General features: G+C 72.4%; 21 protein-coding genes. 16 read left to right on the plus strand and 5 right to left on the minus strand.

Features of this window, described 5'->3' with window-relative positions; genetic code table 11:
* Positions 1–42 precede the first annotated feature (42 nt).
* From Sfr03f_RS01955 to Sfr03f_RS30480, 13 genes are all read left to right on the plus strand, one after another.
* On the plus strand, positions 43–438 hold the full coding sequence (locus Sfr03f_RS01955; RefSeq protein WP_108951880.1) for a GntR family transcriptional regulator: 396 nt from the start codon (positions 43–45) through the stop codon (positions 436–438).
* Positions 435–1,295, plus strand: coding sequence for an ABC transporter ATP-binding protein (locus Sfr03f_RS01960; RefSeq protein ID WP_108951881.1), 861 nt, complete (start codon positions 435–437; stop codon positions 1,293–1,295). The genes Sfr03f_RS01955 and Sfr03f_RS01960 overlap by 4 nt, the downstream gene beginning before the upstream one ends.
* On the plus strand, positions 1,292–2,395 hold the full coding sequence (locus tag Sfr03f_RS01965) for an ABC-2 membrane transporter-related protein (protein ID WP_108951882.1): 1,104 nt from the start codon (positions 1,292–1,294) through the stop codon (positions 2,393–2,395). The genes Sfr03f_RS01960 and Sfr03f_RS01965 overlap by 4 nt, the downstream gene beginning before the upstream one ends.
* Entirely contained in the window at positions 2,392–3,477 is a 1,086-nt protein-coding gene (locus Sfr03f_RS01970; RefSeq protein WP_108951883.1) for an ABC-2 membrane transporter-related protein, read from the plus strand. Before Sfr03f_RS01965 ends, Sfr03f_RS01970 begins: the two co-directional genes overlap by 4 nt.
* Positions 3,474–4,565 carry an ABC-2 membrane transporter-related protein gene (locus Sfr03f_RS01975; protein WP_159105516.1) on the plus strand — a complete coding sequence of 364 codons (1,092 nt, stop codon included), beginning with the start codon at positions 3,474–3,476 and terminating at the stop codon, positions 4,563–4,565. The genes Sfr03f_RS01970 and Sfr03f_RS01975 overlap by 4 nt, the downstream gene beginning before the upstream one ends.
* Positions 4,566–4,812: 247 nt before the next feature.
* Positions 4,813–7,089, plus strand: coding sequence for an RNA degradosome polyphosphate kinase (locus Sfr03f_RS01980; RefSeq protein ID WP_308216758.1), 2,277 nt, complete (start codon positions 4,813–4,815; stop codon positions 7,087–7,089).
* On the plus strand, positions 7,070–8,119 hold the full coding sequence (locus Sfr03f_RS01985; RefSeq protein WP_308216759.1) for a CHAD domain-containing protein: 1,050 nt from the start codon (positions 7,070–7,072) through the stop codon (positions 8,117–8,119). The genes Sfr03f_RS01980 and Sfr03f_RS01985 overlap by 20 nt, the downstream gene beginning before the upstream one ends.
* Entirely contained in the window at positions 8,116–8,535 is a 420-nt protein-coding gene (locus tag Sfr03f_RS01990; RefSeq protein ID WP_108951886.1) for an NUDIX hydrolase, read from the plus strand. Before Sfr03f_RS01985 ends, Sfr03f_RS01990 begins: the two co-directional genes overlap by 4 nt.
* Before the next feature lie 507 nt (positions 8,536–9,042).
* Positions 9,043–10,182 (plus strand): phosphate ABC transporter substrate-binding protein PstS, encoded by a 1,140-nt coding sequence (gene pstS / locus Sfr03f_RS01995; protein WP_108951887.1) that lies wholly within the window; start codon positions 9,043–9,045, stop codon positions 10,180–10,182.
* Positions 10,183–10,300: 118 nt separating this feature from the next.
* Positions 10,301–11,455, plus strand: a complete 1,155-nt coding sequence (gene pstC / locus Sfr03f_RS02000) for a phosphate ABC transporter permease subunit PstC (RefSeq protein WP_245967343.1) — start codon at positions 10,301–10,303, stop codon at positions 11,453–11,455.
* Positions 11,452–12,501 (plus strand): phosphate ABC transporter permease PstA, encoded by a 1,050-nt coding sequence (gene pstA / locus Sfr03f_RS02005; protein WP_108951888.1) that lies wholly within the window; start codon positions 11,452–11,454, stop codon positions 12,499–12,501. Before pstC ends, pstA begins: the two co-directional genes overlap by 4 nt.
* A gap of 19 nt (positions 12,502–12,520) precedes the next feature.
* Positions 12,521–13,297, plus strand: coding sequence for a phosphate ABC transporter ATP-binding protein PstB (gene pstB, locus Sfr03f_RS02010; RefSeq protein ID WP_108951889.1), 777 nt, complete (start codon positions 12,521–12,523; stop codon positions 13,295–13,297).
* Between the two features lie 232 nt (positions 13,298–13,529).
* Positions 13,530–13,700 (plus strand): hypothetical protein, encoded by a 171-nt coding sequence (locus Sfr03f_RS30480; protein WP_170145010.1) that lies wholly within the window; start codon positions 13,530–13,532, stop codon positions 13,698–13,700.
* Between the two features lie 13 nt (positions 13,701–13,713).
* Here Sfr03f_RS30480 and Sfr03f_RS02020 read toward each other — a convergent pair whose 3' ends face one another.
* On the minus strand, positions 13,714–14,121 hold the full coding sequence (locus Sfr03f_RS02020; protein ID WP_170145011.1) for a metal-sensitive transcriptional regulator: 408 nt from the start codon (positions 14,119–14,121) through the stop codon (positions 13,714–13,716).
* 237 nt (positions 14,122–14,358) lie between these two features.
* Here Sfr03f_RS02020 and Sfr03f_RS02025 point away from each other — a divergent pair, with 237 nt between their 5' ends.
* Both Sfr03f_RS02025 and Sfr03f_RS02030 read left to right on the plus strand, forming a co-directional pair.
* The gene (locus Sfr03f_RS02025) at positions 14,359–14,979 is read left to right on the plus strand and encodes a DUF47 domain-containing protein (RefSeq protein WP_108951891.1); all 621 of its coding nucleotides are present in this window, start codon (positions 14,359–14,361) and stop codon (positions 14,977–14,979) included.
* Between the two features lie 8 nt (positions 14,980–14,987).
* Entirely contained in the window at positions 14,988–15,989 is a 1,002-nt protein-coding gene (locus Sfr03f_RS02030) for an inorganic phosphate transporter (protein WP_108951892.1), read from the plus strand.
* Between the two features lie 86 nt (positions 15,990–16,075).
* On the opposite strand, the gene Sfr03f_RS02035 is transcribed toward Sfr03f_RS02030, so the two are convergent.
* The 4 genes from Sfr03f_RS02035 to Sfr03f_RS02050 all read right to left on the minus strand — a co-directional run bounded on the left by Sfr03f_RS02035 (position 16,076) and on the right by Sfr03f_RS02050 (position 20,939).
* Positions 16,076–16,930 (minus strand): SCO4651 family lipoprotein, encoded by an 855-nt coding sequence (locus tag Sfr03f_RS02035; protein ID WP_108951967.1) that lies wholly within the window; start codon positions 16,928–16,930, stop codon positions 16,076–16,078.
* Positions 16,931–17,103: 173 nt separating this feature from the next.
* On the minus strand, positions 17,104–17,850 hold the full coding sequence (locus tag Sfr03f_RS02040; protein WP_108951893.1) for a phosphatase PAP2 family protein: 747 nt from the start codon (positions 17,848–17,850) through the stop codon (positions 17,104–17,106).
* A gap of 299 nt (positions 17,851–18,149) precedes the next feature.
* Positions 18,150–19,157 (minus strand): C40 family peptidase, encoded by a 1,008-nt coding sequence (locus tag Sfr03f_RS02045; RefSeq protein WP_281262817.1) that lies wholly within the window; start codon positions 19,155–19,157, stop codon positions 18,150–18,152.
* 69 nt (positions 19,158–19,226) lie between these two features.
* Positions 19,227–20,939, minus strand: coding sequence for a serine/threonine-protein kinase (locus Sfr03f_RS02050; protein ID WP_108951894.1), 1,713 nt, complete (start codon positions 20,937–20,939; stop codon positions 19,227–19,229).
* A 421-nt stretch (positions 20,940–21,360) separates the two neighbouring features.
* Here Sfr03f_RS02050 and Sfr03f_RS02055 point away from each other — a divergent pair, with 421 nt between their 5' ends.
* On the plus strand, positions 21,361–21,669 hold the full coding sequence (locus Sfr03f_RS02055) for a DUF8827 family protein (RefSeq protein ID WP_108951895.1): 309 nt from the start codon (positions 21,361–21,363) through the stop codon (positions 21,667–21,669).

Here is a 21,669-nt window from a genome sequence, read left to right on the forward strand (position 1 = left end):
CACCACCCTTCCACTACTCAATTAGTGAAAGGGTGTTGTCGAGTGGTCGAGTACCGCATCGACCGGCGCAGCGGCGTCGCCACCTATCTGCAGATCGTCCAGCAGACCAAGCACGCCCTGCGGCTGGGCCTGCTCGAGCCGGGTGACCGGCTGCCCACGGCCCGCGAGGTCGTGGCGGCCACCGCCATCAATCCGAACACCGTCCTCAAGGCCTACCGCGAACTCGAACGCGAAGGCCTGGTGGAGGCCCGGCGCGGGCTCGGCACCTTCGTCCGCCGCTCCCTGGGCCCCGCCGCCGCCGACTCGGCCCCGCTGCGCGACGAGCTCGCGGCGTGGGGCCGCAAGGCCAAGGCGTCCGGCCTGGACCGCGACGACGTGTCCGCGCTCCTCACCTCCGTCCTGGACGACCTCTATCCCATTGGGGGGGATCACCGATGACCGAGACCGCCATCGAGGCCGAGGCGCTGGGCAGGCGCTACACCCGCCTGCTTCCGCGCCGGGTCAACTGGGCGCTGCGGGAGTGCTCGTTCAGCCTCCCGGCCGCCCGCGTCTGCGCGGTGGTCGGCCCCAACGGCGCCGGCAAGTCCACGCTGCTGGCCCTGGCCGCGGGCCTGGACCGCCCGACCGAGGGCGCGATACGGGTGCTCGGCCGCAGCCCCGCCGACGCGCGCGAACGGGTCGCCTACGTCGCGCAGCACAAGCCGCTCTACGGCCAGCTCACGGTGCTCGACACACTGCGCCTGGGGCACGCGCTCAACCCGGCCCGCTGGGACCAGGCCACGGCCGAACGCATCGTCGCCCAGGGCGACCTGGACGTGACGGCCACGGTGCGCAGCCTCTCCGGCGGCCAGCGCACCCGGGTGGCGCTGGCCCTGGCGCTGGGCAAGCGGCCCGAACTCCTGCTGCTGGACGAGCCGATGGCCGACCTGGACCCGCTCGCCCGCCACCAGCTGATGGGCGAGCTGATGGCCGAGGCCGCCGAGCACGGCACCACGGTCGTCATGTCCTCGCACGTCATCGCGGAGCTGGAGGGGTCCTGCGACCACCTCCTGCTGATCCGCCGGGGCCGGGTCCGCCTGCAGGGCGAGCTGGAGGACGTGCTGGCCGCGCACGCCCTGGTCACCGGCCCCGCCGACGCCTCCCTCGAGGGCCACACCGTGATCGAGTCCCGCACCACCGGCCGCCAGGTCACCGCCCTGGTCCGCCGCGGGGGTCCGCTGCCGGCGGCACACGAGGCGGCCGCGCCGACCCTCGAGGAGCTGGTCCTCTCCTACCTCAGGGAGCCCGTCGCATGAGCGTGACGCTGAGGCCGCCGGCCCCGGCGGACCTGGACGACGCCCCGGCACCGGTGCGGCCACCGGGCGGCCAGGCCTGGGCGGTGCTGCGCCTGCACCGGTGGGCGCTGTGGGCGTGGACCGCCTACGTCGCCCTGGGAGCGGGGCTGCTGCTGTGGGCGTGGGGGCCGGCGGTGAACGAGATGCGCTCGGCGGTGGCGGCCTGCGACATGACCGCCCGCGTGGCCCCTCCCTGCGCGACAAGCGTGTACATGACCGCCAACAGCTACCAGGACTTCCTCGTCTGGGGCTTCTACGCCATTTTCCTCGCCCCGATCCTGATCGGCGGCTGGGCGGCGGCCTCGCTGACCGGCCGCGAACTGGAGACCGGCACCGCCCAGCTGGCGTGGACCCAGTCGGTCACCCCGACCCGCTGGCTCACCACCAAGCTCGCTCTGCCCGCCGTGATCGCCGCCGCCGGGACGACCCTGCTGCTGGCGTTGTACCGCCTCGCCCACCTCGAGGGCGCCGGTCCCTACCGGGCCATCCGCGGCGAGACCCGGTCCTGGTGGCAGGAGGACGTCTTCACCGCGACGGGCGTCGTCATGGTGCCCCGCGTCCTGTGCGCGGTCGCCGTAGGCGTCCTCCTCGGCCTCCTGCTGCGACGGACCCTGGCCTCGCTCGGTACCGGGCTGGCACTGATGGGGGCGGGCACCGTCGCCTTCGTCGCGGGCCGTCACCTGCTGTGGCCCACCGAGATCACCTACGGCTCACGCACCGGCAGCCCCATGCCCCACGCCGATCTCGGGCACGGCAACCAGCACGTCGCCGACGGCGAGGTGACCGCGTCCGGCGAACTCGTCGAGGGCAACGGGGGCGCGGCCGACTGGGATTGCTTCGACGCCGCCCGCCGGCACAGCGGCTTCGACGCGGACGGTTACTTCGCCTGCCTCAGGAAGGAAGGCGTCACGGACGTCTGGACCACCTACCACCCGAAATCCCACTTCTGGCCGCTCCAGCTCGTGGAGTCCGGCATCTGGCTCGCCGTCGCCACCCTCGCGGTGTTCCTCTCCTACCGCCTGCTGCGCGACCGTACGGCTCTCCGGGAGGGCGCCGCGTGACCACGACCTCGATCTCGACCTCCCCGGCCGGAGCCCCGGCCGCGCACAAGGGCCCGGAGGGGCTGATCCGGACCGTCCTGCGCCTGCACCGGTGGGCGCTGTGGGTGTGGCTCGCCTACGTCGCCCTGGGGGCCGGGCTGCTGCTGTGGGCCTGGGGCCCCGCCCTGGGGGACGCCCGGGCCGCGGTGGACGCCTGCGCGGGCCTGTGGAAGGGCGGGCGTTGCGGAGGAAGCCAGTTCACGCTCTTCACCCGGTACGAGGACTACCTCCGCTACGGCTTCTGCGTCATCTTCATGGCGCCGTTCCTGGTCGGCGCCTGGGCGGCCGCCTCACTCACCGCCCGCGAACTGGAGACCGGCACCGCACACCTGGCCTGGACCCAGTCGGTCACCCCGGCCCGCTGGCTCACCGCCAAGCTCGCCGTCCCGGCCGTCCTCGTGACCGCCGGCACCGTGCCGCTGCTGGTGCTGTACCGCCTCGCGTACCGCGCGGGCGCCGGCCTGCGCGCGCAGGTGTGGCCGGCCGGGCAGGAATGGTGGAGCGAGGAACACTTCACCGGCCTGGGGATCGCCACGGTGCCCCGCGTGCTGTGCGCGGTGGCGGTCGGCGTCCTGCTGGGCCTGCTGATCAGGCGCTCCCTGGCGTCCCTGGGCACGGGCGTACTGCTCATGACGGCGGCCGCGGTGAAGTTCACCGTCGCCCGCCACCTCCTGTGGCCGACCGCGACCCGGTACGGCTACACGCACGACGTCCACAGCACCTACGTGGGCGTCATCGCCGGCGAATGGCGGGTCGAGAGCGGGGCGGTGACCCGGTCCGGCGACCTGGTCCCGTACGACTTCACCTGCATGGACGCGGCGATCGACGCCGGCCGGGACAAGCACGGCGAGGCGGAGGCCTTCTACGCCTGCCTCAAGGAGAGCGGCCTGCGCGACGTCTGGGTCGCCTACCACCCCAAGAGCCACTACTGGCCGCTCCAGTTCGCCGAGTCCGGCGTCTGGCTCGCCGTCGCCGCCCTCGCGGTGTTCCTCTCCTACCACCTGCTGCGCCGCCGCACGGACCTCCGGAAGGGTGCCGCATGACCACGACCCTGACCCCTCCCGCGCCGTCCGAAGCCTCTGGGGTGCCTCCCGCTCCGGTGAAGGCCCCGGGCGGGGCCGCCTGGGCCGTGTACCGCGTCCACCGGTGGGCGCTGTGGGTGTGGATCGCCTACGTCGCCCTGGGCGCCGGGCTGCTGCTGTGGGCGTGGGGGCCGGCGTCGAACGGCATAGCGGCGCAGCTGGAGGCATGTCCTCCGGTCACGACCTCCCTGCCCCGCAGCTGCGCGGAAGGGCTGAGCGAGTACCTGGCGACCGTCGACACGTACCGCGGCGCGCTGCGGCTCGGCTTCTACCTCATTGTCGTCGCACCACTGCTGGTCGGCGGCTGGGCCGCCGCGTCCCTGACCGCGCGGGAGGAGGAGACCGGCACCACGCGTCTGGCGTGGTCCCAGTCGGTCACCCCGGCCCGCTGGCTCACCGCCAAGCTCGTCCTGCCCGCCGTGGCCGTCACCGCGGGCATGACCCTGCTGCTCTGGCTCTACCGCCTCGGCCACCAGGCGGGCGAGGGGGGGCACATCACCCGCTGGCTGGGCGGCAGGAGCCTCTGGGGCGAGGACGTCTTCACCGGCACCGGCGTCGTCATGGTGCCCCGCATACTGTGCGCGGTCGCCGTCGGTGTGCTGCTCGGACTCCTGTTCCGGCGCACCCTGGCCTCCCTCGGCGCGGGTGCGGCGCTCATGGCCTCCGGCACCGTGTGGTTCCTGGCGAACCGCCACCTGCTCTGGCCCGACGAGATCCGCTACGGCTACAAGCTGGCCGACCCCTCGCCCCGCTGGTACGCCACCGCCGACGAGTGGCCGCTCGACAGCGGTGCGGTCACCGCCTCCGGTGACCTGGTCGGATACGACGGCAGCTGCCTGGACGCGGTCCATCCCAGCGAGGGCCCGGCCGGGGACACCGGCGACTTCTACGCGTGCCTGAAGGAGCGGGGGCTGACCGACGTCTGGGCCACCTACCATCCGACGAGCCATTTCTGGCCCCTCCAGCTCGTGGAGTCCGGTATCTGGCTCGCCGTCGCCGCCCTCGCGGTCGTCCTGTCGTACCGCGTCCTCCGGCGCCGTACCGCCTGACGCCTGGCAGCCAACTGCCCGTAACCCGGCATTCAGGCGCGCTTGAAAGCCTTCCCCGGTGGTGAACACCCCTCCTACCGATGCCGGCGACCCGCCCCCCGAGGACCCCTCGGGGGGCGAGAGCGCGTCCCCGACCCCGGCGACGTCCCGCAGAGGCGGCGTGAGCAGGCGGAATGCTCACCTCCGGGTGCTTCCACGCGCCCGGTCCGACATGCCATTCGAGGCCGCCACGCGGAACAATGGGGTCATGAGCGAGCCCAGTGCCCAGGACCCCATGACCCAGGACCGCAGCGCCCAGGATCCCGCCGCGCGGCTGTCGAAGGCCGCCGTCGGAGTGATATCCGCCGGACCCGCGGGACACGAGAGCGAACCGCCGCGCCGGCCGCTCCGTGACGAGGAGCAGGAGGCGGGTCCGGACTTCGACGGTTACCAGGAGGTCCGCCACGAGGACGGCCCGCTCCCCGAGGGCCGCTTCCTGGACCGTGAACGCAGCTGGCTCGCCTTCAACGAGCGCGTCCTCGAGCTCGCCGAGGACCCGAACACGCCGCTGCTGGAGCGCGCCAACTTCCTCGCGATCTTCGCCAGCAACCTGGACGAGTTCTTCATGGTCCGCGTCGCCGGCCTCAAGCGCCGCATCGCCACCGGCGTCGCCCAGCGCTCCGCCTCCGGCCTGCAGCCCCGCGAGGTGCTGGAGATGATCTGGGCCCGCTCCCGCGAGCTCATGGCCCGGCATGCCGCCTGCTTCCACGAGGACGTCGCCCCCGCGCTCGCCGAGCAGGGCATCCACGTCGTGCGCTGGGGGGAGCTGACCGAGAAGGAGCAGGCGCGGCTCTTCACGCTCTTCCGTTCCAAGATCTTCCCGGTCCTCACGCCGCTCGCCGTGGACCCCGCGCACCCCTTCCCCTACATCTCCGGCCTCTCGCTCAACCTGGCCGTCGTCGTCCGCAACCCGGTCTCCGGCCACCGGCACTTCGCCCGGGTCAAGGTGCCGCCGTCGCTCTCCCGCTTCCTGGAGGCCTCCCCGGAGCGCTACGTCCCCATCGAGGACGTCATCTCCGCGCACCTGGAGGAGCTGTTCCCGGGCATGGAGGTGCTGCAGCACCACGCCTTCCGGATCACCCGCAACGAGGACCTGGAGGTCGAGGAGGACGACACCGAGAACCTCCTCAAGGCGCTGGAGAAGGAGCTCATGCGGCGCCGCTTCGGCCCGCCGGTGCGCCTGGAGGTCGAGGAGTCCATCGACCGGCACGTCCTGGACCTGCTGGTGCGCGAGCTGAAGATCACCGAGGCGGAGGTGTACCCGCTGCCCGGGCCGCTGGACCTCACCGGCCTCTTCGGCATCGCCGGCCTGGACCGCCCCGAGCTGAAGTACCGCAAGTTCATCGCGGGCACCCACCGTGACCTCGCCGAGGTGGAATCCGCCTCCGCGCCCGACATCTTCGGCGCGCTGCGCGAGCGGGACGTGCTGCTGCACCACCCGTACGACTCGTTCTCCACCTCCGTGCAGACCTTCCTGGAGCAGGCCGCCGCCGACCCGGACGTGCTGGCCATCAAGCAGACCCTCTACCGCACCTCCGGCGACTCGCCGATCGTCGACGCCCTGATAGACGCGGCCGAGGCCGGCAAGCAGGTCCTCGTCCTGGTCGAGATCAAGGCCCGCTTCGACGAGCAGGCCAACATCAAGTGGGCCCGCAAGCTGGAGGAGTCCGGCTGCCACGTCGTCTACGGCCTGGTCGGCCTCAAGACGCACTGCAAGCTGTCGCTGGTGGTGCGCCAGGAGGGCGACACCCTGCGCCGCTACTCGCACGTCGGCACCGGCAACTACCACCCCAAGACGGCCCGCCTCTACGAGGACCTCGGCCTGCTCACGGCGGACCAGCAGGTCGGCGCGGACCTCTCCGACCTGTTCAACCGGCTCTCCGGCTACTCGCGCCGGGAGACCTACCGCCGTCTGCTGGTGGCGCCCAAGTCGCTGCGCGACGGGCTGGTCTCCCGCATCGGCAAGGAGATCCGCCACCACCGGGCCGGCCGGCCCGCGTACGTGCGGATCAAGGTCAACTCGATGGTCGACGAGGCCGTCATCGACGCCTGCTACCGCGCCTCCCAGGCGGGGGTGCCGGTGGACATCTGGGTGCGCGGCATCTGCGCCGTGCGGCCCGGCGTCCCCGGTCTTTCGGAGAACATCCGGGTCCGGTCGGTCCTCGGCCGGTTCCTGGAGCACTCGCGGATCTTCTCGTTCGCCAACGGCGGCGAGCCCGAGGTGTGGTTCGGCAGCGCCGACATGATGCACCGCAACCTCGACCGGCGCATCGAGGCGCTGGTCAGGGTCACCGACCCGACCCACCGGGCCACCCTCAACCGGTTCCTGGAGACCGGCATGTCCGACTCCACCTCGTCCTGGCACCTCGGCCCGGACGGCGAGTGGACCCGGCACTGCACGGACCCGGACGGGCGGCCGCTGCCCCATGTCCAGGAGATGCTCATCGACGCCCGGAGGCGCCGGCGTGGTCCAGCAACACCCTGACAGCGATGCCCTCGCGGCCTATCTGCGCGCGCAGGCCACCGAGTTCCTGCGCGCGCCGAAGGGCTTCGCCGCGGGCGGGGGCGGGGGCGCGGAGTGCGCGCCCGCCCTGCGCAGGGCCGCGCGCCGGATCGGCGCGACGCTGCACACCTTCCACTCCGTGCTCGATCCCGCCTGGTCCACGGCCTTACGGCGCGAACTCGCCTGGTTCTCCGGCGTGCTCGCGCAGGAGCGCCTGCACACGGCCACCCTGGGGCGGCTGCGGGCCGCGCTGCACGAGCCGCGGGAGGACCTGGGCGCGGCCAAGGCGGCGGCCCTGCTGGAACGCCGCCTCACGCCGGCCCGCGGCCGGGCGCACTCGGCGGTGCTGGAGGCGCTCGGCTCGGCCCGGTTCCACGCCCTGGCCGACGCGGTGGCCCTGCTGGCCGGGGAGGTCCCGCTGCGGGGCGACGGCCCCGGCCGGGGCCCGGTCGACGGACGCGGTCACGCGGGCGGCGGCCAGGACGCCGGCCGCGACGGCACGGGCGACAGCGCGTGGGGCGGCGACCCGGGCGACGGCGACGGGGCGGGGCTGCGCGCGCACACCGACGCGGCGGGACGGCGGCTGGCCGAGGCGGTGGCGGCGCTGCCGGAAGCCCACCCTGGGACGGGGCCGGACCGGGCCCCCTACCCCGCGGACCGGCCCGGCGACGGCGACGCCCCCTGGCACCAGGTACGCGCCCTGCTCCGGCTGCACCGGTACGCGCTGGAGGCCCTCACCCTGCCGGTGCCGCCGCGGCTGTTGTCCGCGGCGCGGGCGCTGGACCGGCACCGGGACGCGGCGGAGGCCGCCTCGGTCGCCGCCGCGGCCGCCCGGACGCCGCGGATCGCGCCGGCCACCGCGTACGCGCTGGGCAACCTGCACGCCCACCAGCGGCACGAGGTGCTGGCCGCGCGCCACGACTTCCACCAGGCCTGGCGCTCCCCGGCGCAGCCCCGGACTGTGCCGGTCCCCCACCCGAGCACGAGTACGAGCACGGTGACGGTCCCATGAACGACGACGACGGCGACGACACGATCCTGGCGGCGGGCTGCGTCCTGTACCGCCGAGGCGCGGGCGGCGGGCTCGAGGTGTGCCTGGTGTACCGGCCCAAGTACGACGACTGGTCCTTCCCCAAGGGGAAGCTCGAACCCGGGGAGACCCTTGAGGAGGCCGCGGTCCGTGAGGTCGCGGAGGAGACGGGCCACCACGTGTCCCTCGGCCCGCGACTGCCCACCGTCCGCTACACGGTCGGCGGGCGGCCCAAGCGGGTCGACTACTGGGCCGCGGAGACCACCGCGCCCGACACCTTCACCGCCACCCGCGAGATCGGCGCCCTCGCCTGGCACCCCGCCTCCATCGCCCACCACCACCTCACCCACCCCCACGACCACACCCTCCTCACCGCCTTCCTCACCCACGTCCTCTGACCTCCGCCCCGCCCGGCCCCGCCCCGCCCCGCGGCGATCGTGCCGCCGGGCGGCAGGAGCGGGTGGCGGGACCGAGGCGGCAGGGGTGAGCGGCAGGGGCCCACGTCCCTCACGAGACGGTTCGCCCCACGCGACGCGAGCCTTTCCGGGCAGAGGGCGGGCCGGGGACCGGACGGTGCTGCTCGCCGGAGCCCCGCCGTACCCCGCGCCCCGGGCGGCGTGCGTGCGTGCGAGCGCGGCACGGGTCGAGGACGCGGCACCGCGCCGGCACCCGGGGACGCGAGGGGCGGCGTGCAGCGCAAGACAGGGGCCGGGGGAGCCGCACCGCACCGTCCCCGCGGATTCACCCCCCGTTCACTCTCCCCCGTCGGCCCCGTCACCTCACCGGCCTAATTTCGGCCGTGACGGCGGGGAAACCGTCGCAAGGACACCCCCCGCCACCAAGACTTCGCACGCCGCCACACGCACGAGACGCACCCGGCGGCTCCCGGAAGGAATCCACGAAAAGTGACGCTTCAGCGCAAGACCCGGCGCATGACCCCGCGGGCCCTGACCCTCGGCGCTCTCGCCGTCTCCGGCGCCCTGGCCCTCACGGCGTGCGGCTCGGACGCGACGAGCGAGACCGGCACGGCCGACAGCGCGGCCAGCGCCCAGGCCGGCGCCATCGACTGCGGCGACGCCAAGGGCCAGCTCCTCGCCGACGGTTCCTCCGCGCAGAAGAACGCCATCGACGCCTGGGTCAAGCAGTTCGCCGCCGCCTGCAAGGGCGGGCTGCAGATCAACTACAAGGGTTCCGGCTCCGGCGCGGGCATCACCGCGTTCACCCAGGGCCAGGTCGCGTTCGCCGGCTCCGACTCCGCGCTCAAGCCGGAGGAGATCACCGCGTCGAAGAAGATCTGCAAGGGCGGCCAGGCGATCGACCTGCCGATGGTCGGCGGTCCGATCGCGGTCTCCTACAACCTGCCCGGCGTGGACGAGCTGGTCCTCGACGCCCCGACCCTCGCGAAGATCTTCGACGCGAAGATCACCACCTGGGACGACGCGGCGATCAAGAAGCTGAACCCGGACGCCGAGCTGCCGTCCACCAAGATCCAGGCCTTCCACCGCTCGGACGAGTCCGGCACCACGGACAACTTCACCAAGTACCTGATCGCCACCGCCCCCGACGACTGGAAGTACGAGGGCGGCAAGTCCTGGCAGGCCAAGGGCGGCCAGGGCGCCTCCGGCTCCAGCGGCGTCGCCCAGCAGGTCAAGCAGACCGAGGGCGCCATCGGCTACATGGAGCTCTCCTACGCGAAGGACGGCCAGACCGTCTCCATCGACACCGGCGCCTCCGCCCCGGTCGCCGCCACCGTGGAGAACGCCTCCAACGCCATCGCGGACGCCAAGATCGTCGGCACCGGCAAGGACCTGGCGCTGGAGCTGAACTACGCCACCAAGGCCGACAACGCCTACCCGATCACCCTCGTGACCTACGAGATCGTCTGCGACAAGGGCAACAAGGCCGAGACCCTCCCGGCCACCAAGTCCTTCCTGAACTACATCGCGAGCGAGGACGGCCAGGCGCTGCTCGCCGACGCCGGCTACGCCCCGATCCCCGACGAGATCATCGGCAAGGTCCGCGAGACCATCGACGGCCTCGCCTGATCCCCCGAGCCCGGCCCCGGCCGGGCTCCGTCCGGTGCACCGCCGCCAGGAGCCGTCCGGACCGTCCCCGCCCCGACCGGGACGGTCCGGCACCGGCCTCCGCAGACCGGAGACCCCGATGGACATATCGACACGCAAGTCACAGACAACCGAAGGCGACGGACCCCCCGCGACGGGGACCGCGCACGGGACCCCGGACGCCACGCGGCCGGACCCCGCGCCGCGCGACGAGCCCGCACCCGGCTCCGCCGCCACCCCGGACACCACCCCTGACGCCACCCCGGACACCGCTCCGGCACCCGTGAAGCCGGCGCCCCGCCCCGGGGCCACCGCGACCGCCCCGGGCACCGCGACCCGCCGCGGCGACCGCGTCTTCCTCGGCCTCTCCCGCGGCTCCGGCATCCTGCTGCTGGCCGTGATGGCGGCGATCGCGGTGTTCCTGAGCTACCGCGCCGCCCTCGCCATCAGCGAGGACCGGGCCAACTTCCTCACCACCTTCGAGTGGGACCCCAACAGCCCCGAGCCGGTCTTCGGCATCGCGGTGCTCGCCTTCGGCACCGTCGTGTCGTCGGTGATCGCCATGGCCGTCGCGGTCCCGGTCGCGGTGGCCATCGCCCTCTTCCTCACCCACTACGCCCCGCGCCGGCTGAGCGGCCCCATCGCCTACGTGGTGGACCTGCTCGCGGCGGTGCCGTCGATCGTCTACGGCCTGTGGGGCGCGCTGGTCCTCGTCCCGCACATGAACGGCCTGTTCGGCTGGCTGGACACGTACCTGGGCTGGACCGGGATCCTCGCCTGGCAGGGCGGCGCCCCGCGCTCGATGCTCACCGTCGGCATCCTGCTGGCGATCATGATTCTTCCGGTCATCACCAACGTGAGCCGCGAGGTCTTCCGCCAGGTTCCCAGGGCCCACGAGGAGGCGGCCCTCGCCCTCGGCGCCACCCGCTGGGAGGTCATCCGCATGTCGGTCCTACCCTTCGGCCGCTCCGGCGTGATCTCCGCGTCGATGCTGGGACTCGGCCGCGCCCTGGGCGAGACCATGGCCGTGGCGACCGTGCTGTCCCCCAGCTTCGACATCCAGGCCAGCCTCCTGGACCCGGGCGGCGGCACCTTCGCGCAGAACATCGCCAGCAAGTTCGGTGAGGCCAACGAGCAGGGCCGTGACGCGCTGATCGCCTCCGGCCTCGTCCTCTTCGTCATCACCCTGCTGGTCAACGGCGCCGCGCGGCTGATCATCGCCCGCCGCAAGGAGTACTCGGGGGCCAACGCATGAGCACCACGTCCACCCTCGCCCGCCCCGGCTCCCTGCAGGGCGCACGGCTTCCGCAGTGGGCCCCGTGGGCCGTCGCCGTCACCGCGGTCGCCGTCGCGGTCGCCGTCGGCCTGGCGGCCGGCCTGCACAGCCGCGTCCAGTGGGGCCTGATGGCCGCCGTCCTGTTCGTGCTGGGCACCTACGCGCTGTCCGCCAAGGTCGAGGGACGCCGCCAGGCCAAGGACCGCGTCGCCACCAGCCTGGTCTGGGTGGCGTTCCTGCTGGCCGTCGTCCCGCTGCTCTCCCTGGTCTGGGAGACCGTGGTGCGCGGCGTGAAGGTCCTCGACGGGTACTTCCTCACCCACTCCATGGGCACCGTCGCCGACGCCGAGCCCGGCGGTGGCATCTACCACGCCATCCTGGGCACCGCGCAGCAGGTGGGCCTGGCCACCCTGATCGCCGCCCCGATCGGCGTGCTCACCGCGATCTACCTGGTCGAGTACGGCCGGGGCCCGCTGGCGAAGGCCGTCACCTTCTTCGTCGACGTGATGACCGGCATCCCGTCCATCGTGGCCGGCCTGTTCATCCTGAGCCTGATGCTCATGTTCGACCTGCAGCCCTTCGGCTTCGCCGGCTCGCTGGCCCTGGCCATCCTGATGATGCCGGTCGTCGTCCGCTCCACCGAGGAGATGCTCAAGCTCGTCCCCAACGAGCTGCGCGAGGCCTCCCTCGCGCTGGGCGTGCCCAGGTGGCGGACCATCCTGAAGGTCGTCCTGCCCACCGCGATCGGCGGCATCACCACCGGCGTGATGCTCGCGATCGCCCGCATCGCGGGCGAGAGCGCCCCGGTCCTGCTGCTGGTGTTCGGCAACCCGTTCATCAACGCCAACCCCTTCGAGGGCGCCCAGGCGTCGCTGCCGCTGTACATCTACCAGCAGTACGTCAACAGCGCCGGCTCGACGGCGGCCTACGACCGGGCCTGGGCGGCGGCGCTGACGCTGATCGCCTTCGTGATGGTCCTCAACCTGGTGGCCCGCGGCATCGCCCGCTGGAAGACGCCCCGCTGAACTTCTGGAAGTGACTGAAATGGCCAAGCGAATCGACGTCGGCGGGCTCTCCGCCTTCTACGGCGCCCACAAGGCCATCGAGGACATCTCGATGACCGTCGAGCCCCGCTCGGTGACCGCCTTCATCGGCCCCTCCGGCTGCGGCAAGTCCACGTTCCTGCGCACCCTGAACCGGATGCACGAGGTCGTCCCCGGCGGCCGCGTCGAGGGCAAGGTGATGCTGGGCGACGAGGACCTGTACGGCCCCGGCATCGACCCCGTGTCGGTGCGCCGGGAGGTCGGCATGGTCTTCCAGCGGCCCAACCCGTTCCCCACCATGTCGATCTTCGACAACGTGGCGGCCGGGCTGCGGCTGAACGGCGACCACAAGAAGTCCTCCCTGGCCGACATCGTCGAGCAGTCCCTGCGCGGCGCCAACCTGTGGAACGAGGTCAAGGACCGCCTCAACAAGCCCGGCTCCGGCCTCTCCGGCGGCCAGCAGCAGCGCCTGTGCATCGCACGGGCCATCGCCGTGCAGCCCAAGGTGCTGCTGATGGACGAGCCCTGCTCGGCGCTCGACCCGATCTCGACGCTCGCCATCGAGGACCTGATCGGCGAGCTCAAGGAGCAGTACACGATCGTCATCGTGACCCACAACATGCAGCAGGCGGCCCGCGTCTCGGACCGCACCGCCTTCTTCAACCTGGCCGCGATCGGGCAGCCGGGCCGGCTGATCGAGATCGACGACACCGAGCGGATCTTCTCCAACCCGTCGGTCAAGGACACCGAGGACTACATCTCCGGCCGCTTCGGCTGACCGGGCCGTCCTCGCCAGCTCCTCGCGGTGCTGCATGGCGGTGCCACCGCGAGGCCGGGGCCCGCGCCCACCGGCGCGGGCCCCTTCACCGCCTCCACGCGCTCCACACGCTCCACACGCGGGATCCGCCGTGGGCCCTTGGGACTAGCCCGTCCGTGCCATGCGCGAAGAGCCTCCGTCTCCTTAGTCTGGGAAGCCCGTACGGCTTCCGGCAGAAGGAGGGGTGATCGGCGTGGCTCCGCTCGGCGCTCCCGGACAGGTCCAGGACCAGATCGCTCTCGCCGAGATAGAGCTCTGCGGCGACCTGATGATCGCCGCCTCCTCGGCGAACGGGGACCGGCTCAGCCAGGCGAGCATCGACGAGATCCTCCGCGTCGGGGAGGACCGCCGCACCTCGCGCTGACCGCCGGGAGGGCTCAGGTGCGCAGCATGCGGGCGATGGCCTTGGTGGCCTCCTCGACCTTGGCGTCGATCTCGTCGCCGCCCCTGACCGCCGCGTCGGCGACACAGTGCCGCAGGTGCTCCTCCAGCAGTTGCAGCGCGAACGACTGCAGGCCCTTGGTGGAGGCGGACACCTGCGTGAGTATGTCGATGCAGTAGACGTCCTCCTCGACCATTCTCTGCAGGCCGCGGATCTGTCCTTCGATCCGCCGCAGCCGCTTGAGGTGGTCGGCCTTGCGGGCGTGGTAGCCGTGGTGCTGCGCGTGCTGTCCGTTCTGCGCGGGCTGTCCGTGCTGCCCGTCCTGCGCCTGCAGCGCGTCCCGCGCGTGCTCCTCGGCGGCGGGGGCCTCCTCGGCCGACCCGACCTCCGGCGTCGTCGCCATCTCCGGCAGCCCTCCTCGCCTCACATGTCGCATTCGTCACTTCCGGGCCCCTGCGGCCGGCGCGAGATGCATACCCCTGCCGGGTATATGGTACTCGCGTTCGGTGGGTAGATGGGGGTACGGCCGCCGCGGAGCGGATGGGCGACACTGGATCTCGGCCAGCCCGCTCCATTAGCAGCGGCCCCCCGATGGGCCTAGCATCACCCTGACCGATTCGACAGCCTCCGAGGACCCCACGTGCGCTTTCGTCTGACCCCGAGGGAGACGAGCTTCTACGACATGTTCTCCGCTTCCGCGGACAACATCGTCACCGGCTCCAAGCTCCTGCTGGAACTGCTCGGTGCGGAGCCGTCCGCGCGGGGCGAGATCGCCGAGCGGATGCGGGCCGCGGAACACGCCGGTGACGACGCCACCCACGCGATCTTCCACCAGCTGAACTCGTCCTTCATCACGCCCTTCGACCGCGAGGACATCTACGCCCTCGCGGGTTCGCTCGACGACGTCATGGACTTCATGGAGGAGGCCGTCGACCTGGTCGTCCTCTACAACGTCGAGGAACTCCCCAAGGGCGTCGAGCAGCAGATCGAGGTGCTGGCGCGGGCGGCCGAACTGACCGCCGAGGCCATGCCCAACCTGCGCACCATGTCGAACCTCACCGAGTACTGGATCGAGGTCAACCGGCTGGAGAACCAGGCGGACCAGATCCACCGCAAGCTGCTGGCCCAGCTCTTCAACGGCAAGTACGACGCCATCGAGGTGCTCAAGCTGAAGCAGATCGTGGACGTCCTCGAGGAGGCGGCGGACGCCTTCGAACACGTCGCCAACACGGTGGAGACGATCTCGGTCAAGGAGTCCTGAGCTCTGACATGGACACCTTTGCTCTGATCGTGACGGTCGGCGTCGCGCTCTTCTTCACCTACACCAACGGCTTCCACGACTCCGCGAACGCGATCGCCACCTCGGTCTCCACCCGTGCGCTGACCCCCCGGGCCGCGCTGGCGATGGCGGCCGTGATGAACCTGATCGGCGCCTTCATGGGCTCCGGCGTCGCGAAGACCGTCAGTGAGGGTCTGATCGAGACGCCCGAGGGCTCCAAGGGCATGGGCATCCTGTTCGCGGCTCTGGTCGGCGCGATCGCCTGGAACCTCCTCACCTGGTACTTCGGCCTGCCCTCGTCCTCCTCGCACGCGCTGTTCGGCGGCATGGTCGGCGCGGCCCTGGCCGGCGGGATCACCGTCTTCTGGGACGGCGTCCTGCAGAAGATCGTCCTGCCGATGTTCATCTCCCCCGTGGTCGGCCTGGTGGCCGGCTACCTGGTGATGACGGCCATCATGTGGATCTTCCGCCGGTCCAACCCGCACAAGGCCAAGCGCGGCTTCCGCATCGCCCAGACCGTCTCGGCGGCCGGCATGGCGCTGGGCCACGGCCTCCAGGACGCCCAGAAGACCATGGGCATCGTGGTGATGGCCCTGGTCATCGCCGACGTCGAGGAGTACGGCGACGCGATCCCGGTCTGGGTCAAGATCATGTGCGCCCTGATGCTCTCGCTGGGCACCTACGCGGGCGGCTGGCGCATCATGCGCACCCTGGGCCGCAAGATCATCGAACTGGACCCGCCGCAGGGCTTCGCCGCCGAGACCACCGGCGCGTCGATCATGTTCGTCACCGCGTTCATCTTCAAGGCGCCCATCTCCACGACCCACGTGATCACCTCCGCGATCATGGGCGTCGGCGCCACCAAGCGCGTCAACGCGGTGCGCTGGGGCGTGGCCAAGAACATCGTGCTGGGCTGGTTCATCACCATGCCGGCCGCCGCCCTGGTGGCCGCCGGCTGCTACGGACTGGTCCACCTGGTCGCCATGCTCTAGCGCCGCCCCGTTCATCCCGGCCGGCCCCGTGGCCGGCTCCGCCGACGGCCTCGTGCCGCCCCCGGTCCGGGGGCCGCGCGGGGCCGTCAGCGTGTGGCGATCCGTCCGTCGAAGATGTCGCCGGCGGCGGGCAGCCGGACGTCCACCGGGGCCCCGAAGTCGAACAGCGTCGTCGTGGACGTCACCACCACCGTGCGGCGCGCCTCGTTGAGGAAGCTGAACTCCTGCCGGACCTTGCGGATCCGCCCCTGGCCGTCGAGGTACACGTCGAACGGGACCTCGGCACTGGCGAACCCTTTCGCCGCCGCCCGCAGTGCTTCCCGCCATCCCGACCGGGCGAGCGCGGCGGCGTCCCCCAGGTGCGCCACGCCCCCGTAGCGCCGCACCTGGGTCCCCGCGAAGTCCACCGTCCCCCGGTACTCGGCCTGCCGCGCGCCCCGCAGCAGCTCCGCCGCCGCCAGGGGGTCCGTCGCACCGCCGGTCACCAGGTTGCCGTCCGCGGAGTCCCCGGCGTCCACCCGCACCCACTTGTCCTCCGGGACGCCCTCGCCGCGGTTCTTCAGGTACACCGCCCCCGGGGTCAGCAGCTCGGTGATCGGCCGCCGCGCGGCCCGCCCGGCGGGCGCCTCGGGCAGCGTCACCCACAGCTCACCGCGCCGCTTGCGGTAGTCGTAGACGCCCTCGCCCCGGATGACGATCCGGGTGCCGCCGGTGGCCATCGCCATCGAGGTGCTGGCCCGCGAGCTACCGGCGGCCGCCAGCCGGCCCGCCGCCTGCCGCACCAGCTCCCTGGGCTCCCGCGCCCCGTCCGCGCCGCCGGCCTTCCGGTCGTCCGCGACGGCCCCGCCGGAGCAGCCGACGGCGCCGGCCATGGCCGCGGCCGCCGCGACCGCCACGGCAGCGTCCACACCGGCGCGCCGCATCCGCCGCCACCGTTCCATCGCCTGCACCCCCATGCCGGTTCGTCCGCCCACGGGCCCTTGCCGTTCCGGTTAACGACGGGTAGCACCCCCCGTCACGCACAGCGGCCCCGGTTTCCCCACATGGGCGGGGCCCGTACCTCCAAGAGGTACGGGCCCCGTCGTGCGTTGCCGCTCGGGCGGCGGTGGTGCGCTCAGGCCGCCAGGTCGCGCGTCCCGCCCGGCCCGGCGGGACGCTCCCCGGCCGCCGGGCCGTCCGTCCGCGCGGCGGTGCCGCCCCGGCCGCCGTCCTCGCGCGCCACGTCGCCCAGCAGCAGCCGGCCGATGCCCGGCACCCTCCCGAGCCAACCGACCAGCGGCGTCAGCACCGCCATCGCCACCGGGGACAGCAGCAGCGCCACCGCGGTGCCCAGCGCGAAGCCGCCGGCCACGTCGGTCGGGTAGTGGACGCCCATGTACACGCGGGACAGCCCGGCCAGCACCGCCAGCAGGATCGCCACCACGCCGAACTTCCGGTGCGCGAGGAACAGCGCGACCGCCATGGCCATGGCCAGCGTGGCGTGGTCGCTGACGAACGAGAAGTCGTCCTTGCCCTCGACCAGCACCTCGAGCCCGCGGTGCGTCATGAAGGGCCGCGGTCTCTCCACGAAACCGCGTATGGGTATGTTCACGATCACGGCCAGCAGCGCGGCGACCGGCATCCAGACGATCGCGGCCACCGAGGCGACGACCGACTCCCGGTCGGCGAGCCCGTCCCGCCCGAGCCGGCGGACGCGGACCAGGCACCACAGGCCCATCGCCACGATGGCGAGCGGCAGCCCGTACTCCCCGACGTACTCCATGATCCGGTCGAACCAGGTCGGAGCCGCCTCGGCCAGGCCGTTTATCTCGAAGAGCAGGCCGACATCGGGATTCGACCCGGATTCGGCGAGTCCAGCCATCGTGCAGTCGGCCCCTTCGTCTGTGCCTTCCGGCGCGTGTGTCGTTCATGCCGCCGGCGCGCCCGCGCCCTTCGCGCGCTCGCGCCGCTTCTCCACCCCCGTGGTGCGACCGTACGGGCCCCTGCGGTCCCGTACATGAAAGGAACGCATGAACCTCGCTCAAGGGTTCCATTTCCCGGCGGAAGATCACCGAGACGTTACCCAAGAGCAACCCGTCCGTGCAGCTCAGGGCAGAGCTTCACGCCACGCACACGTCCCACCGCCTTGCGCACACGATCCCTCCGCGTCGCACACCGGCCTCACGCGGCGCGCGGGAGCGCCGCGGCGCCGGCGGCGGTCACCCGCGTCGCACCGAAGTACTTGGGGGTGTCCACCGGGTCGAAGCGGATCACGGCGCCGGTGTACGGCGCGTCGATCATGTAACCGCCGCCGACATAGATGCCTACGTGATCGATTGCCCGAGAATCAGTGGGGTCGGGTGAAAAGAATACGAGATCACCCGGAAGGAGTTCATCCCGTGACGGGTGCGGCCCGGCGTTGTACTGATCGTTCGCCACTCGCGGCAGGTCGATGCCGACGCTCGCATAGGCGGCCTTCGTCAGGCCGGAGCAGTCGAACCGGCCGCCCTGGTCGGCGGTGCCGTTGCCGCCCCACAGGTAGGGCGTGCCCAGCTTGTCCTGCGCGTACATGATCGCCGAGGCCGCCTGCCGGCTCGGCTCCAGCCGCGTCCTCGGCCGGGCGAACGACTTCTCCAGCGCCCGAATCCGCTTCACGTAGTTCTGCGTCTCCGTGATCGCCGGCACACCGCCCGACCGGATCACCCGGTACGCCCCCGCGTTGTACGCCGCCAGCATGTTGTTCGTCCGGTCACCGGGCACGTCCTCGACGTACTTGGCCAGTTCGCAGTCGTAGGAGGCGGCCGACGGAATGGCGTCCTTGGGGTCCCAGATGTCCCGGTCGCCGTCCCGGTCGCCGTCGATGCCGTGGGTGGCCCAGGTGCTGGGGATGAACTGCGCGATCCCCCGCGCGTCGGCGTGGCTCACCACGTCCGCGTCCCAGCCGCTCTCCTGGTACAGCTGGGCGGCCAGCAGGGCGGGGTTGATTTCCGGACAGAGATTCCCCCAGGTGCGCACCAGCCCCGCGTACGCCGCCGGGACGGATCCCTCGGCGACGTCCACCGCGCCCTGCGCGGCGCCGCGCACCACGTTGCCGGCGACGACGTACACGCCGACGACCAGCACCAGCACGAAGCCCATGACGGCCCCGAGGACCGCCCCTCCGGTCAGCCACGCCTTTCGCACGACCACAGCCCTCCCCCACACGGTGACCCCGCCGGCACCAGGCCGGCCCTTCTCCTCCGCACGGCCGTCCCCCGCCTACTCCGGAACGGTGAAGCCGTCGCAGGCGACACCTGCGTACTCCGTAGGACTCTGCACGTGCACGAACCGGACCGTCCAGTGCCCCGGGTCGTCCTCCAGCGGCAGCGCCCCGCTGTGTCTCCTGCCGTCGAGGTGGAGACCGAAGTCGTCGGGACAGGTGAGGTCGACCCACTCGCCCTCACCGGACGCGTAGAGGTCGACCGGTGCGCTGGTGAACCCAAGGCCCAGGTTCTGGACGAGGCCGATCCCGCTCGCCTCGGCCTCCGCGGCCGGGATGTCGTGCGGTGGCTTCACGACGGCGGCCACGAAGTAGGTCTCGCCCGGTTCCGCCTCGTCGTGGCGCAGTCGCATGGCAAGCCTGGCCTTCCCCGAGGCGATGTCCGCCGCCTCCGAGGGCTTCCCGTACTGGAAGTGCTGATTCGGTTCCTCGTACGGCAGGTTGCACTGTCCGCCCGACCACGGGTCACCCGGGTCGGGCGCCCACTGGTCCCGGTTGGGACCGGTGGCCTGGATGAACCGCGGGGGCCGCGGGCCCTTGCCGTCGCCCCCCGCCGGGGAGGCGGACGCCCCACGGGTCGGCCCGGCGGTGGCCGCCGCCCGCTCCTTGCCGTCGTCGCCGTCCTCCCCGCCGTCCGGCAGCGCCGTCAGCACGCCCCCGGTCACTGCCGCCAGCGCCGCCGCGCCCGCCACCGTCCAGGCGCGCCGCCGTCGCCCCGGTGCGTCCGGCCGGTTCAGCTGGGTGGGCGTGTAGCCGTCGGCCGTGGGCAGGTCGTACGGGGCGACGGGCGGCACGGAGACCGGCATGGGCGGCGTCCCCGCCACCGGCGGCGCCTCACCTGCGACCGCCCCGGGGACCGCCCCGGTGCCGGCGGTGAGGGCCGCGTAGTGGACGTCGCCCACCAGCGCGCCGGACACCGCGCACCGCTCGATCACCCGCTCCAGGCCCGGCCGCGCCGCCGGGTCCTTGGCGACGCACTCCCGCACCAGCTCCGCGAGGTCCTCCTCGACGCCCTCGACGTCGATCTCCTCGTACACCGCCCGGAACGCGACCCCCGCCGCGGACCCCATCCCGAAGGGCGGACGCCCGGTGGCCGCGAAGGCGACCGTGGCCCCGAGGGCGAACACGTCGGCGGCGGGCCCCACCTCGTTGTGCAGCAGCACCTCCGGGGCGGTGAAGCCCGGGGTCCCGGGGCCGGACGCCCCGGCCTCGGTGACCGCGGTCTGCTCCACCCCGCGCGCGATGCCGAAGTCGATGAGCTGCGGCCCCCGCTGGGACAGGATCACGTTCTGCGGCTTCAGGTCGCGGTGCGTCACCCCGCAGGCGTGCACCGCCGCGAGCCCCTCGGCGAGCGCGGCGAACAGCCCCCGGCAGGTCTGCGCGGGCAGCGGTCCCCGCGCGGCCACCGCCGCGGCGAGGGTCGGTCCCGCCACGTACTCGGTCGCCAGCCAGTACGGAGCCTCGTCCAGGGAGGCGTCGATCAGGTTGGCGGTGTAGGCGCTGCGCACCGCCCGGGCGGTGTCGGCCTCGCGCCGGAAACGCAGCAGCGCCTCGGGGTGCTCGGTGATCCCGTCCCGGATGACCTTCAGGGCGACCAGGCGTCCCCCCGGGGACCTCCCGAGGTACACCTGGCCCATGCCTCCCGCCCCGAGCCGCGCCTGGAGGACGTAACGGCCAAGCGCCGGCGGGTCGTTCACCTTCAACGCGTCCACGCGAAGACAGTGCCACAGACCGCCGCGGAATGCGGAGGGGACGGCCGTCCCGCCGGACGCGACGGCACGCGCCCCGCCGGCGCTCCCCTGCCACCGCCCGAACGCCCCCGTGCCGCCGAGTGTCCGGAACCGCGCCCTGACCGCGGTCGGGTTTCACGGCGACCGGTCCGGGCCGGATCGTTGCCCCACGCGACCCGCCGTGATACACAGAGTGATAATACGACTACTGGTGACTACTGCGGGTCAGATCGGGGCGGCTCGGACCCGGCCCGTCCACGCCGGCATCACGACAGCCGCACAAATCCAGCCATACAAAGACGCCAAGTCGACATGACAGCTCGTCATCGTCGGCGACAATGAGGCCTGTCCTCCGCAACCGGCGGAGGGGACGCTGAAACACCCAACAGGGGCGGTGAGTTACATGCTTCTTGCAGCCGACGAGGGAGACATCACCACCATCATCGGCGGGATCGCTCCGGACTGGGGCCCCTTCGGCAGCCTGGGCAACGAGGCCAAGGTGATGATCGAAGTGGTCATGGCCATCGCGATCCTGCTCTGTCTCGGCATCGCCATCTGGGGCGCCGCCAAGCAGCGCATCGGCGCGACCGCACTGCGCGACACCTTCAGCGCGGAACAGGGCAAGGGCCTCATCATCGCCGGCCTCACCGGCGTCTTCATCATCGGCTCGCTCGGCACGCTGTTCACCATCGTGTACGGCATGGCCGTCTAG

The sequence above is a fragment of the Streptomyces fragilis genome, from assembly GCF_003112515.1.
Classification (GTDB): Bacteria; Actinomycetota; Actinomycetes; order Streptomycetales; family Streptomycetaceae; genus Streptomyces; species Streptomyces fragilis.